Origin of the sequence: Longicatena sp. 210702-DFI.1.196 (genome assembly GCF_020563125.1) — a bacterium.
Classification (GTDB): Bacteria; Bacillota_I; Bacilli_A; order Erysipelotrichales; family Erysipelotrichaceae; genus Longicatena; species Longicatena caecimuris.
Genome location: NZ_JAJCPX010000017.1, coordinates 26556 through 40739, shown reverse-complemented (window position 1 = coordinate 40739; position 14184 = coordinate 26556). Strand labels below are relative to the sequence as shown.

The following is a 14184-nucleotide window of genomic DNA, read 5'->3' as shown; positions in this document are numbered from 1 at the left end:
TATGGGGACCAAATTTGAAGGCGTAGACATACTGGACTTTCTGGGGCAGGTCGTAGAACTGCATACACAGCATTATAAAGAAGATTTTGACGTGGATAAAGAACTGATCCAAAAGGTGGCCTTATCAGGAGAACCGGAGGAGCGGCGCCTTCTCTGGATGTCACGGCCCTGCGGCACCTATTGTTTGAGCGAGCGGGAGGTGTATCTACAGGAAAGCAATGAAAATAAAGTGTGGATGTTCTACCATGAGCAGACGAATGACCCGATTTTAGCTTATGCCCTTACATTGGATGGTTTGCAGGATGGAAAAGTGACCGGCACCATCTACCCTCTGGATTACCCTTCCCATGTGGAGCGGGTGAAATCACTGTCCTGTCCCATTGACCGGGTAACGGTGACATTCGAGGACGGCGTACAGTTTACCTTGCCCTATCAGTCCCGGAGACGGCAGATCAATGAGCTTATGCCGGAGCACGGCACGCCAAAATCCATGCAGTACGCGCCGGAAAGCGAGCGGGAGCTGGCGGTGATCCTGCGCCGGGAACGGCTGAAACGGGATTACCATGCAAAGCCGGGCAATGTTCAGGAATACATGGAAAAATTAAAAAAGGCGTCCATGCGCGGCAGGCTCAAAGAGGCCCAGGCCGCCGTCGCTGCTCCCGGTAGAGGCGCACCCCATAAAGGCGGGCTGGACCGATGAAGGGCGGACGGGATAAGCGGTCTGTCCGTGTGGAGTTTGTTCTGACCGAGGCGGAGGCTGCTTTGATAAAAGAGCGCATGGCAGAGCTGGGGATCACCAACCTTTCCGCTTATCTCCGCAAAATGGCGGTGGACGGTTACATCATTCACCTGGATATGGGCGACATTCAGGAAATGATACGCCTCCTTCGTATCTGCTCCAACAACTTAAACCAGTACACCCGGCGTGCCAATGAAACCGGCAGCGTTTATGCTGCGGATGTGGAAGATCTGCGTACCCGGCTGGATGACCTGTGGAATGGTATGGATAAGCTGCTCCGGGGATTTGCAAACATTTCGTAAACGGAGAAAATAGCCGTTGCTTTCCGGGAACCGGCACGGTAGAATTTTGGCAGAGGGACATGATATTTTCCCGTGGAAGGAGGCTTGACCTATGCGTCTGATATTCAAACTGTTGGCGTTTCCCTTTGTCCTGGTTACGGGGCTTCTTTATCTGGTGTGCAAGTTCCTGGTGATCGCATCCGGCGCGGTGCTGGGGATTTTATCAGGCATTGTATTTCTGGCGTCGCTGGTGCTGTTCTTTACTGCCGGAGTGTGGGCCGGGCTTGCATGGCTGGTGATCGCGTTTCTGATAAGCCCCTACGGTCTGCCAATGGCGGCGGCCTGGCTGGTCGGGATGATCGGCGGCGCAAACCACGCACTCAAAGATTTTGTATTTGGATAAACTTATGGGCGGGGCATTTTCGGTGTCCCGCCCTCTTTTTCACTATTCGGGGCTGTCTCACAAGGCAGCTTTTTCTATTTGGAGGGATCACATGAAAGACACAACACAGCTATATATCTATCCGGCTTCCTATGTGCGTGAGCATGGAGAACTGGAACAATACCGTGCTTCCTATAAGGCAAATATCGCCTGTAAGGAGGCAATCGAACAGGCCATTGCCGATCACTACCGGGATAACCGCCTCGGAACGGAGGCAGTACATCAGGTTTTGGAACAATTCGGTTATGACCGGATGTTTTATGTGCTTGCGGGCACGGTCCGGCAAAAGGATTGGGATGGGCGTATTTCCCGCGATAACAAAGCCTGGGCGAAAACCATTCCGGTCTACGAGAACCCGGACGGCTTCGGCCAAGATCGGAATGTTTACTTTGTGGTGGATCGTAGCCACCCCGGACTTGTCGATCTCTTTCTTACGCAGGCCCGGCTCGATTATACAAAGGAACATGGGAAGAAAGTCTCGATCCGCGAAGGCATAAAACAGAGTACAGAGCGGACGGCAGCCGTACATGCACCAACAAAACGGAAAGAGCCGGAACGTTAATACATTTTCAAATTCGCACAAAACAGATACTTTCCCTATTGCTTCGTGCAGTTCAAAAAACGATTATTTCTAAATCCGTTCAAAACCATTGTATTTTCTCTTGCTTTGCGTTATAATGAAAACAAAAAAGGAGGCTGTGCAATGGAACGATACAAAGAGCTTGCCGCTTTGCGCTGTTTTACACATGATGATATGGTGCAGCTCGCCGGATCAGAAAGTTCCGCTGTATGGCAGATAAAGAGTTATCTGCAAAAAGGATATATCGAGCGTGTGCGCCGCAATCTATATGCGGTCATCAGCATGGAAACCGGACAGGCGATCCCGAACCGCTACCAGATAGCTTCCCGCGTGACAGACGATGCCTGTGTGTCCCACCACAGCGCCTTTGAATACTACGGATATGCGAACCAGGTTTTTTATGATGTGTACTTCACCACCCAAAAGCGCGTCCGCCCGTTCTCTTATGACGGCGTAAATTACTGTCCGATGGCCTGCCGGGGAAATACGGACATCATAAAAACAGACACCGGCATCCGCGTGACTTCTTTAGAGCGGACCGTGATAGACAGTATAGCGGATTTTGAAAAAATCGGAGGCCTGGAAGAATTGTTGCGCTGCCTTCTCCTGATTCCTTCGCTTGATTACAGCAAACTGCTTGACGCGCTGGAACTGTATGGCCGGGCGCAGCTATATCAAAAGGCCGGATTTATTCTTGAAGCATGGAAAGAGGAACTGTCTTTACCGGAACCGTTTTTTGTGGAATGTGAAAAACGGTCTTCTGCCAGTAAAACCTATCTCTTTGAAAAGCAGGGCGATTTTGTCCTTCATAACAGATGGAAACTGTTTGCTCCAAAAGATTTGAAAACGATCATAAATAAGGGGGTAACTGATTATGATGCGCTTTGACCGTATTACGCTTGGCAGGCAGGCCAAAGAACTCGGCTTTGTCCGTGACACCTTTGAGAAAGTCTGCCGCCTCGCGGATGTTCTTTCTTTTATGGAAAGCGATGGGTTGCTTGCGGACAGCCTTGCCCTGAAAGGCGGCACGGCGATCAATCTGACGATTTTTGATCTGCCCCGCCTGTCGGTTGATATAGACCTGGATTTCTCAAAGGATGTATCAAGGGAAGCTATGCTAGCGGAGCGGGAGCAGATCAATGAACACATACAAAAATACATGGCGGCTTCCGGCTATACGCTGAGTTTGAAATCAAAGCAATACCACGCGCTGGATTCCTTCGTGTACGAGTATGTGAATGCCGGAGGAATGAAAGACAACCTGAAAATTGAGATCAACTATATGCTCCGCTGCCATGTGCTGCCTGTTTCCCGCAGACCGGTTTATTTGCCATGGAACGATCAGGAGCTTACAGTATTAAACGTTGATCCTCTGGAAATCTTCTCCGCAAAGACGGTCGCCCTCTTAAACCGGGCGGCCCCGCGGGATTTATATGATATGTTCAATATGCAAAAGTATGGATTGTTTGACGAGACGCAGGAACCGCTTTTCAGAAAGTGTATCATGTTCTACGCGGCGATTGCTTCGGAAACCGTGCCGGAATACTTTGACCTCAATGGTATCGGCAGCATATCCGCACGGAAAATCAGGACGGACCTTACACCGGTGCTGCGCCGTGGAGAACGCTTTGACCTGGCCTGTGCGCAGAAACAGGTAAAGGATTATTTAGCCGCGATTCTAAAACCGGAAGATACGGAGCTGTCCTTCTGGCAGGCTTTTGCAGAGGGAAACTATCAGCCGGGCCTTTTGTTTGACGATGCTGATATTCTCTCGCGTGTTGAACATCACCCGATGGCACTATGGAAATGCGGCGGGCGGATGCCAAAGTAAAAAGATACACCGGCACTATAACGAATACATACCAAGGGCTGTCCTTCCGGGCAGCTCTTTCATTTTGGCAAGGGGGTGATCCTGATAGCAACCACAAGACTAATGCCGCTGCATGTGGGAAAAGGGCGGGATGTGTCTACGGCCATTGCGGACATCATTGACTATGTGGAGAATCCGCGGAAAACGGATTTTGGAAAATTCATTTATGGCTATGAGTGTGATACCCGAATCGCGGATGCGGAGTTCCTTCTTTCCAAGCGGCAGTATTTGAACCTGACCGGGCGGGACCGGGGCGCGGATGATGTGATCGCCTACCACCTCCGGCAAGCCTTCAAGCCCGGCGAAGTCACGCCGGAAGAAGCGAACCAGATCGGGCGGGAGCTCGCACTGAAACTGACAAAGGGCAATCATGCCTTTGTGGTGTGTACCCATGTGGATAAGCACCATGTTCATAATCACATCATCATCAATTCCACCGCCCTTGACTGCACCCGGAAATTCCGCAACTTCTGGGGCTCTACCTGGGCGATCCGGCGCATGAATGACAAGCTGTGTCTGGAGCACGGTCTGTCTATCGTGGAAAATCCAAAACCCAGCAGGGACCACTATGGCACATGGCTGGGAAATACGAAACAGCCCTCCTTCCAGGAGCAGCTACGCCGGGCAATCGACGCGGCCCTGGAAGAAAGGCCGAAAGACTTTGAGGACTTCCTGAAGAAGCTGGAGGCTGCCGGAATCGAAGTCAACCGGGAACGCAAGAACCTCCGGCTCCGGGGGCCGGGGCAGAAAAACTATACCCGGTGCAATACGCTGAAAGGCGACTATACCGAGCAGGCGATACAGGAACGGATCGAGGGCACCCGCACGGCAAAACCCCGCCGTACTTTTTCGCAAAAGCCCGTTCCAAAGGCTGGGCTGCTGGTGGATATTGAGGCAGCGGTCCGGGCCGGCAAGGGACCGGGCTATGAACGCTGGGCGAAGGTATTTAACTTAAAACAGCTCTCCCAGGCGGTGATCTACCTGAAAGAGCATGGAGATATGAGCTATGAAGATTTGCTGGAAAAAGCTGCTGCGGCTACCATCAGCTTTAATGCACTGTCGGCAAAGATCAAGGAACTGGAATCGCAGATGACCGCCAATGGAGAATTGCAGAAACAGATCGTGAACTATGCCAAGACGCGGGCGGTCTATGTGGAATACCGCAAGGCTGGTTATAGTAAAAAGTTCCGGGCGGAGCATGAGGCGGATATTCTATTACACCAGGCGGCGAAGAAATATTTTGACAGCATAGGAATCACAAAACTGCCCTCCGTCAAATCGCTCCGAGAGGAATACGCCGGTCTGCTGGAACAGAAACGGAAAGCCTATGCCGCCTATAAGCAGGCCCGGTCTGATATGAAGGAGCTTCACAATATCAAGGCCAATGTGGACTATCTGCTGGACATTCCTGCGTCTCAGGAGCAGCAGAAAGACAAGCAAAAATCCCGACAATAGTTTTATGTTGCTCCCAGTTTTCAGCGTTCCGAAGGAACGCGCAGCCGTCACCGCAGGTGACGATCTCAGGGGTTTGGGGATATGTCACCAACAAGCATTTTAGAGGGTTTCACGGCAACGGGAAATCCTCTAAAATACGCAATCTTACGGAAGATTGCATTGCTTGCCGGTAGTATCGTGAATTACTGATAACCAGTTTTGTTCTCTAATCTTTGCATATTCCACAGAGATAAATTGACTTTTCAAGGCAAGTGGTGTAGACTGTGATTAGCTAAAACTAACCAAAAGGAGGGCGCACAATGACAAATCAATACATGACAAAGCTGTACCATGATCTGCTCTCCAACTCTCCGCAGACAGTGACAATAGATATTCCGGCTGATATGGGAACAGGTCAGATTTCACAGGTTGTTACAAAGCAAGGAGCTGTTGTATCAGACTGGAAAATGAATTATTTTTCAGATATGAATGTGCAGGGTGTAAGCTGCGAAGATTATATTCAACTTTTATTTTGCTTTAATGATGGCGTATCGTGGAATATTGCAGATGCACGTCAATGTGTCAGCATACAGAAAGGCGAATCCTGTATTTATCGAGGACATGGTAAGATGGAATATCTGTGTTATTCCGGAAAGACAAACTTTCTTTTCAAAAATATAAAAATTCCCATGCCCTATTTTCATAAAATTTTGAGTGACTACTTTGAAGATAGTGAGATAGATGCTTATGAGAAAAAATTATTGACTGGCATTTCAAAAGTGAGTATCACCCCGTATATGGAACATATTTTTGCGGAGTTAAAAGATTTTACGCAATACCGGGGCGGTTTAGGGTATTTATTTCTGGAAAGCAAGGTCTTTGAATTGCTGTCCGTGTATTTGAGTGAAGTATTGGAACTCAGTATTCTTTCATCGAGTTATATCAGCATTTCTAAAAGTGACAGGGACTCAATTACCGAGGCAAAGCGGATTATCGACAGCCAGCTTGCTTTTGCACCGAGTTGTGAGAAACTGGCGAAAAAGGTCAATATCAGTGTTTCCAAGCTGACAAAGGGATTTAATTCTTTATTTGGGACATCGGTTCACGCATACATCATAGATCAAAGACTGGAAAAAGCGGCAGGGCTGCTTTTGGAAAGCGACTTGAATGTAAGCCAGATCGCAACGCTGGTTGGATATTCAAAACCAAGCAATTTTGCGGCTGCGTTCAAAAAGAAATATGGAGTAATACCTAAGAACTATAAAGATGAAAATACGATTGGCTAAACCTAAAAAAATACCGTTTTTGGGTAGAATGAAATCGGGTTTGGGTTGGATTCATTGTCGGTAACAGTTACAATATGTGGTGTGGTTAGATTATGCTAACTACGCCACATTTTATTTTTCCGTACAAGGATAGGAGGATATTGTTTATGGATGCAAAGAAAAAAAGTGCTTCCCGACTTGAGGGAAAGGACTTAATCACGATTGGCATTTACACGGTTATCTATGTTGTTATTGTCATGCTGGTGGCGATGCTTGGCTTCATCCCCATTTTTATTCCGCTGATGGCGGTGCTGTGCCCTTTGATTGGTGGCATCCCCTATATGCTGTATGTTACAAAGGCTAAAAAATTCGGGATGACCGCAATCATGGGTTTCCTGATCGGCCTGGTCATGGTGTTCTTTGGTAACGGCTATCTTACGATGGTAACAGGGCTGGTTGGCGGTCTGATTGCTGATGTAATTTTGAAAAACGGCGGATATAAAAGCGCAAAGAGCAGCGTTCTATCCTGCGGCGTGTTCAGCATTTGGGTGTTTGGCAACTTTGCTCCCATTTTCCTGAACCGCGAAAGCTATATGGTTATGCTGACTGAAGGCTATGGTGCGGAATATGCTGCTACGCTTAATAGCTATATGCCGATGTGGATTGCTCCTGTTCTGCTGGTTGCCTGCTTTGTGTTCGGACTTGTCGGCGGTCTGCTTGGCAAAGCAATTTGTAAAAAGCACTTCCAGCGTGCAGGTATTGCGTAATGGCGCGGGAAATTCTGCTCAGCAAAAAAACAGAACAAGGGTTGCGGCTTGATCCGCGTACAAAGCTGTTGCTCATCTTCATCATAAGTATTTTTGTCATGGGAGGAACAGGCGGAGAGGCTATGGGGCTGATCCGCCTTGTTCTTTGTGCGGTTCCGGCACTGTTGTTGCTTACTTCAAAACAATTTGTAAAAGCCGTAAGCTATATTGCTGTGTTCTCTGTTTTTTACGCTGTTCAAGTTTATGTTTTACCACACCTTACAGGAATATTGAATTTTCTCGTGCTGTTTACAACAGGATTTTTCTGCCGTATCCTTCCCAGCGTTGCAATCGCTGCGTATGCAGTCAAAACAACAACGGTTAGTGAATTGATTTCGGGCATGGAAAGAATCCACATGCCTAAAGAAGTGACAATCCCCTTAACTGTCATGTTCCGCTTTTTTCCAACTGTCTTTCAAGAGTCGGAAGCAATCAGTGATGCCATGAAAATGCGGGGGATTAAACTCGGTGGGAAAAAATCTTCAAAAATACTGGAGTATAAGTTGATTCCAATGATTACCTGTTCCGTGAAAATTGGGGAGGAACTTTCCGCTTCTGCGATTACCCGTGGCCTTGGCGCTCCCGTTAAACGGACAAATATTTGTCAGCTTAAATTCAATTTCGCTGATGTGGTGCTGATTTTGTTCTGCTGCTTTGTAGTATTTTGGGCGATTGCTTCCCCGATAATTTCCGCAGGAGGGATTTTGCCATGATAGATTTTCAAAATGTTTCTTTTTCTTATGGTGAAGAATCCAGCGGCGGAGGGATTAGAAATGTCAATCTCACCATAAACACAGGGGAATTTGTTTTACTCACGGGAGAATCCGGCTGTGGGAAAACAACGATTACCCGTTTGGTAAACGGGCTGGTGCCTCATTATTACGAGGGCAATTTAGAGGGTGATGTCCTTCTGGACGGAAAAAGCGTATCAGATACGCCGCTTTATGACTTGGCTGCTATGGTGGGATCTGTATTCCAGAATCCCAAAAGTCAGTTTTTCAACGTGGATACGGATAGTGAATTAGCCTTTGCCTGTGAAAATTTAGGCTATCCCCAGGAAGATATCCTGAAAAGGATTGACCGTACAGTTTCCGATTATCATATTGAAGATTTGATGGGGCGAAGCGTGTTTGCTCTGTCCGGGGGCGAAAAGCAAAAAATAGCCTGTGCTTCATCAAGTGTATTGCTACCGGGAATTATGGTCCTTGACGAACCATCTTCTAATCTGGATATGGCTGCTATTGATGACCTGCGGCAGGTCTTGAGCCTCTGGAAAAAGCAGGGCAAAACAATTCTGATTGCAGAACACCGCCTTTACTACCTTCACGATCTTGCAGATCGTGTGCTGTATGTAAAAGATGGGGAGATTGAACGGGAATACACGCCTGCTGAATTTGACAGTTTATCGGATAGCACTCGAAAAGAAATGGGGCTGCGGCCGTTTTCTCTCTCGAAGTTGAAACCCGCGAATCAGTATCAGGCGCATACAGCTAAACTGATGGAATTTCAAAATTTCTGCTTTGCGTATAAAAAGCGGGAACCGGAAAGCCTCCATATTCCGAGTGCTGAACTGCCTGTTGGAGAAACGATTGCCATTATCGGCCTGAATGGCGCTGGAAAATCTACTTTGGCCCGCTGTATTTGCGGACTGGAAAAGAAGTGTGGCCTTTTGCAGGTTGACGGGAAAACCCTTGATTGGAAAGCCCGGCTCAAACATTGCTACATGGTAATGCAGGATACCAGCCATCAGCTATTTACCGAAAGCGTGATGGATGAAGTGCTTCTGAGCATGGACAACGAGGATGAAACTGTTGCAGATGAAATCCTTAAACAGTTTGATCTGCTGGAATATAAAGACAGGCACCCGCTTTCTCTTTCCGGCGGGCAAAAACAGCGGGTAGCGATCGCATCTGCCATTGTGAGTAACCGGGAGATCATTGTGTTTGACGAACCAACCAGCGGGCTTGATCTCAAACATATGTGGGAAGTTGCGCGGAGTTTGAAGTCACTCGCGGATCAGGGCAAAACGCTTCTTGTTATTACGCATGATCCGGAGTTGGTGATGGCGGGATGTTCGTATGTAGTCCATATGGAAAAAGGGCAAATAAAAGAAAGCTATCCATTGGACGAATCCGGCAGTAAAAAGGTTTTGGATTTTTTCCGAATCCGCCAGTGAATTTTAGAAATTATGAATGTCAGGGCCGCCTTGACTGGACAGAAAGATAATGATAAGAGGCCGCTTTACTTTGGCGGCCTCTTGTTTTTGAAGCACAGACAGTACGGCTCAATATAAGGAGGGCTTATGTTCAAAAAAATCTTTGAGTACGCAGGGCCATATAAGAAAAATATGTATGTGGCCACGGTTGTCGTACTGGTCAGCGTTCTTATGGGCGTCCTGCCTTTTGTGCTGGCCTATCAGGTCATTTCGCCATTGGTTATGGGCGATTCTGTTGAGACAGAATTTGTTTTATTGCGTGTTATAGGGGTTTTGATCTGTCTTGTTTTGCAGGCGGTTTTATATGGATGGGGATTATCAATTTCTCATAAAGCAGCATATAACACATTGTTCCGGCTGCGGGTATCTCTGCAAGAGAAGTTTGAGAAACTTCCCCTTGGCATTGTGGAGGAAAAAGGGACAGGGACAATCAAAAAGCTGTTTGTCGATGATGTGGACAGCTTGGAATTGCTCCTTGCTCATTCAGTCCCGGAGGGTATCGCAAATTTGCTGATCCCGCTGGTGATTTATGTTGCTATGTTTTGTGCGGACTGGAAACTGGCTCTTATGTCTTTGGCCTCTATCCCGATCAGCCTGCTCTCCATGGTCATTATGTACTCTGTTGGAATGAAGCGCATGGGTCCCTACTATCAGTCTGCACAGAAAATGAACAACACGATCATTGAGTACATCAATGGTATGGAGGTTGTCAAGGTTTTCAACCGGGAGAGTGAATCTTACGAGAACTTCCGCAAGGATGTAACGGACTATCGGGATTATACCTTGGCATGGTATAAGGCCGCCTGGCCCTGGATGGCGATATACGGAAGTCTGCTGCCCTGCACTGTTATTCTGACTTTGCCTCTTGGGGCATGGTTTGTTCTCTGTGGCATAAGCACTTTACCTGATTTGATTTTAGTCCTCTGCCTTTCCCTCAGCATTGGGATTCCTCTCCTGAAAGCACTGGGCTTTATGGAGACGATTCCGAATCTGAATTATAAGATTACGGCACTTGAACAGATGTTAAATGCGGCACCGCTGCAAGCTGCTGAGGATGATTTCCACGGACAGGATTTTAACATTTCTTACGATCATGTTTCCTTTGCGTATCAAACGACACAGCCTGGCCCAGATGGGAAACCGATAATAGCGGAAAACGAAGTCCTCCACGATATTACCCTTGTGGCAAAAGCAGGACAAAAAACTGCCCTGGTTGGTGAATCCGGTTCTGGCAAGAGCACCCTTGCAAAACTGTTGATCCACTACTATGACCCGCAGAAAGGGAGCATTTCCATTGGCGGGCAGAAACTTTGTGATATGAGCCTGGAGGCATTGAACAGCCGCATTTCCTATGTGGCTCAGGATCAGTACCTGTTTAACACCTCCCTGCTGGAAAATATCCGTCTTGGACGTTTGGATGCTACCGATGAGGAAGTAATGGAGGCGGCGAAGAAAGCCCAGTGTATGGAGTTTCTGGAAAAGCTGCCGCAAGGTATTCACTCCATGGCGGGCGATGCGGGGAAAATGCTTTCCGGGGGGCAGCGCCAGCGAATTTCCCTGGCGCGAGCAATATTGAAGGATGCCCCGATTGTAGTGCTTGACGAGGCCACGGCCTATGCTGATCCAGAAAATGAGGAAAAAATGGAGGCTGCTATTGCGGAGCTGGTGAAGGGAAAAACCTTGGTAGTTATCGCTCACAAACTTCCCGCTATAATGAACGCAGATCAAATATGCGTTATGGATCACGGAAAGATGGTGGCAACCGGAAAACATCAGGAGCTGATTCAAGCTTGCCCAGAATACCAAAAGTTGTGGAAAGCGGCTCAGGACAGCGCCGAGTGGAAAGTATCTACTGCAAAGGAGGGAAGATAAATGTTTGCATTGATTTCAAGAATCCTGAACCTCTCCGGGAGGTATAAAAGCCGTATTCAGGCTGCATTTCTATGTGCATTTGTCGAGTCCATTCTCTCCAAAATGCCGATCTTCATGGCGTTTATTGTCTTTGCCGGGTTTGCTGATAATACGCTGACTGGAAAGACCTGTCTGTTTGTCGGACTTGGATTATTAGCTGTTGTAGTGGTTCAGACAGTGGTTCACTATTTGAGCGACCGTCTGCAAAGTGCCGCTGGATTTATGATCTTTGCTGATAAACGGATGGAGTTGGGAAATCATTTAAGAAAAATGCCGATGGGTTACTTTACATCGGGGAATATTGGCAAAATCAGCTCTGTTCTCAGTACGGATATGGTTTTCATTGAGGAAGTTTCTATGAGTACCATTGGCAACATGATGAGCTATATGCTGTCTACTTTGGTTTTAGCTGTTTTTATGTTCGTACTGGATTGGAGACTTGGGCTGATTGCGGTAATCATTACCTTGCTGGCATCGCTGGTTGCAAAATATATGAATAAGGTTTCCTTCAAGGAGGCTGTCGGGCGTCAAAACCAAAGCGAGAATTTGACGGATGCGGTCTTGTCTTTTGCTGAAGGAATTGGGGTTATCAAAAGTTACAATCTGCTCGGAGAAAAATCTGACGAATTAACGGAAAACTTCAAAAAATCAAGGGATGTCAATACGAAGTTTGAGCAGAAAATGACACCGTGGACCACTGGCTTAAACATTCTCTATGGCGTGGGTATTGCCGCTATCTTCGGTTTATCCGTTTTTTTACATCAGGAAGGCGTACTCTCCCTGGCTTATCTTTTGGGCGTGCTGCTGTTTGTCTTTGATCTCTTTGGGCCTCTGAAAGCTCTTTATGGAGAAGCAACCCGACTGACCGTGATGAATGCCGCATTAGACCGCATTGAAGCTGTTTTGGACGAGCCCGAACTTCCCGATAACGGAAATCAACATATTCTGTCACAGGCACAGCCGGATCAGCCAGAAGTACAATTTAGCGATGTGGCCTTCGCCTATCAGGACAAGGAAGTCCTGCACAACATCAGCTTCTCTATGCAGAAGAATACCATGACCGCACTTGTGGGACCGTCTGGCGGTGGCAAATCCACGATTGCGAACCTTCTGGCGCGGCTGTGGGATGTGAAATCTGGAACGGTAACGGTTCGCGGGACGGATATTCGGGATGTGCCGCTGGCTGAGTTGATGGAACAAATCAGCATGGTATTCCAGCGCGTGTACTTATTCCAAGACACAATTTATAACAATATCAGCATGGGCAAACCTGACGCCACTGAACAGGAAGTCTATGAGGCAGCTAAGAAAGCTCGGTGTTATGACTTTATCATGGCTCTGCCGGATGGATTTCAGACTGTTGTTGGCGAGGGCGGCGCTACTTTGTCCGGCGGCGAGAAACAGCGTATTTCTATTGCCCGCTGTATTCTGAAAGATGCCCCGATTGTAATTTTAGACGAAGCAACAGCCAGTGTCGATACTGATAATGAAAGTTACATTCAGGAGGCAATCAATGAGCTGGTCAAGGGTAAGACATTACTTGTAATTGCACATCGGCTGAATACCATCCGGCAGGCAGATCAGATTTTGGTAATCTCTAATGGACAGATTAGCGAACAGGGAACCCATGATGAGCTTATGGCAAAAGCCGGAATTTATCAGGAATTTGTCAATATCCGAAAAAAATCTGCTGGATGGAGCCTTACATAAGGGAGGAACGGATGAAACTTCATGCGTCAGGCGAGGACTACTTAGAGGCCATACTAATGCTGCAAAAGAAATCCGGCATGGTACGCTCTGTTGATCTTGCCCGACACATGGGCTTTAGCAAACCGAGTATCAGCCATGCAGTAGGTGTCCTGCGGGACGGTGGCTTTCTGACCGTGGATAAAGATGGTTTTCTCCATCTGACAGACATAGGCCGGGAGATTGCCGAGAAAATTTATGAACGGCACCGATTCTTTACGGAGCAGCTTGTCGCTGCCGGTGTCGATCAGGAAACGGCAGAGCAAGACGCCTGCCGGATAGAACACGCAATCAGCGAGGAATCCTTTCAGAAATTGAAAGACGCTTTAAGGAAGGAAGGTGATGACATGGGAAACTAGCGGTACTTGATTTATCGGAGAATGGCCGGCAGATTGGTGAGAAACTTTTTGTTTTGCTTGATGTTGAGCAGAAACGCGAAATGATACAGTTTGTCCTTGAAACAGAACAACAGCAGGGCTTTTCGGCCATCCCATGTACTAACCCGGATTCTTTTGGCGCACGGATAGATACGTCTCAACCTTTAACAGAAATTCGGGAAGGTGATCTGTATTTTTGTCTGGAAGAAAGAGAGGTCGCTGTCCAAGGGAAAAAGGTAGATTTGTCGGTCAGAGAGTTTAATGCCCTTTACTTATTGCTTATGAATCGAAGACGAGTAATGACCTTTGAAACCATAGCCTACCATGTATGGAGTGAGGAATATGTTGAGAACGAACTAACTGCGATTCATAACATAATGAGTCGGCTGCGGCAAAAACTCAAAATATCCCCGGACATTCCAGATTATATTATCAGTGTGCGCGGTGTTGGATATAAATTTGACACAACGCAGCAAAAGAAGTGAAATTACAACATCTTGATTAACTTCTGAGAAAAA

General features: G+C 47.4%; 15 protein-coding genes. All 15 read left to right on the top strand.

The features are described from left to right. The first annotated feature begins 1 nt into the window (after window position 1). Entirely contained in the window at window positions 2-700 is a 699-nt protein-coding gene (locus LI241_RS08670; RefSeq protein WP_009249986.1) for a hypothetical protein, read from the top strand. Continuing rightward, on the top strand, window positions 697-1041 hold the full coding sequence (gene mobC, locus LI241_RS08665) for a plasmid mobilization relaxosome protein MobC (protein ID WP_009249987.1): 345 nt from the start codon (window positions 697-699) through the stop codon (window positions 1039-1041). The genes LI241_RS08670 and mobC overlap by 4 nt, the downstream gene beginning before the upstream one ends. Before the next feature lie 91 nt (window positions 1042-1132). Then, entirely contained in the window at window positions 1133-1423 is a 291-nt protein-coding gene (locus LI241_RS08660; RefSeq protein ID WP_009249988.1) for a CD1845 family protein, read from the top strand. A gap of 91 nt (window positions 1424-1514) precedes the next feature. Next, on the top strand, window positions 1515-2024 hold the full coding sequence (locus LI241_RS08655) for a DUF3849 domain-containing protein (RefSeq protein ID WP_009249989.1): 510 nt from the start codon (window positions 1515-1517) through the stop codon (window positions 2022-2024). A gap of 141 nt (window positions 2025-2165) precedes the next feature. Continuing rightward, window positions 2166-2930 carry a type IV toxin-antitoxin system AbiEi family antitoxin gene (locus tag LI241_RS08650; RefSeq protein WP_009249990.1) on the top strand — a complete coding sequence of 255 codons (765 nt, stop codon included), beginning with the start codon at window positions 2166-2168 and terminating at the stop codon, window positions 2928-2930. Beyond that, a complete protein-coding gene (locus LI241_RS08645; protein WP_009249991.1) occupies window positions 2917-3873 on the top strand; it encodes a nucleotidyl transferase AbiEii/AbiGii toxin family protein in 957 nt (318 codons plus the stop codon). The genes LI241_RS08650 and LI241_RS08645 overlap by 14 nt, the downstream gene beginning before the upstream one ends. 84 nt (window positions 3874-3957) lie before the next feature. Further along, window positions 3958-5367, top strand: a complete 1410-nt coding sequence (locus tag LI241_RS08640; protein WP_044983844.1) for a relaxase/mobilization nuclease domain-containing protein — start codon at window positions 3958-3960, stop codon at window positions 5365-5367. A gap of 299 nt (window positions 5368-5666) precedes the next feature. Continuing rightward, the gene (locus LI241_RS08635) at window positions 5667-6632 is read left to right on the top strand and encodes an AraC family transcriptional regulator (RefSeq protein WP_009249993.1); all 966 of its coding nucleotides are present in this window, start codon (window positions 5667-5669) and stop codon (window positions 6630-6632) included. 146 nt (window positions 6633-6778) lie between these two features. Continuing rightward, window positions 6779-7378, top strand: coding sequence for an MptD family putative ECF transporter S component (locus LI241_RS08630; protein WP_009249994.1), 600 nt, complete (start codon window positions 6779-6781; stop codon window positions 7376-7378). After that, complete coding sequence (locus LI241_RS08625) at window positions 7378-8130, top strand: energy-coupling factor transporter transmembrane component T (protein ID WP_009249995.1); 753 nt, start codon at window positions 7378-7380, stop codon at window positions 8128-8130. The genes LI241_RS08630 and LI241_RS08625 overlap by 1 nt, the downstream gene beginning before the upstream one ends. Continuing rightward, window positions 8127-9593, top strand: a complete 1467-nt coding sequence (locus LI241_RS08620) for an ABC transporter ATP-binding protein (RefSeq protein ID WP_009249996.1) — start codon at window positions 8127-8129, stop codon at window positions 9591-9593. Before LI241_RS08625 ends, LI241_RS08620 begins: the two co-directional genes overlap by 4 nt. Window positions 9594-9719: 126 nt before the next feature. Further along, window positions 9720-11504 (top strand): ABC transporter ATP-binding protein, encoded by a 1785-nt coding sequence (locus tag LI241_RS08615; protein ID WP_009249997.1) that lies wholly within the window; start codon window positions 9720-9722, stop codon window positions 11502-11504. Further along, on the top strand, window positions 11505-13253 hold the full coding sequence (locus LI241_RS08610; RefSeq protein ID WP_009249998.1) for an ABC transporter ATP-binding protein: 1749 nt from the start codon (window positions 11505-11507) through the stop codon (window positions 13251-13253). A gap of 11 nt (window positions 13254-13264) precedes the next feature. After that, window positions 13265-13648: a metal-dependent transcriptional regulator gene (locus LI241_RS08605; protein ID WP_009249999.1), complete on the top strand. Its 384-nt coding sequence runs from the start codon at window positions 13265-13267 to the stop codon at window positions 13646-13648. Window positions 13649-13728: 80 nt separating this feature from the next. Further along, complete coding sequence (locus LI241_RS08600) at window positions 13729-14151, top strand: winged helix-turn-helix domain-containing protein (protein WP_016359801.1); 423 nt, start codon at window positions 13729-13731, stop codon at window positions 14149-14151. Window positions 14152-14184 lie beyond the last annotated feature (33 nt).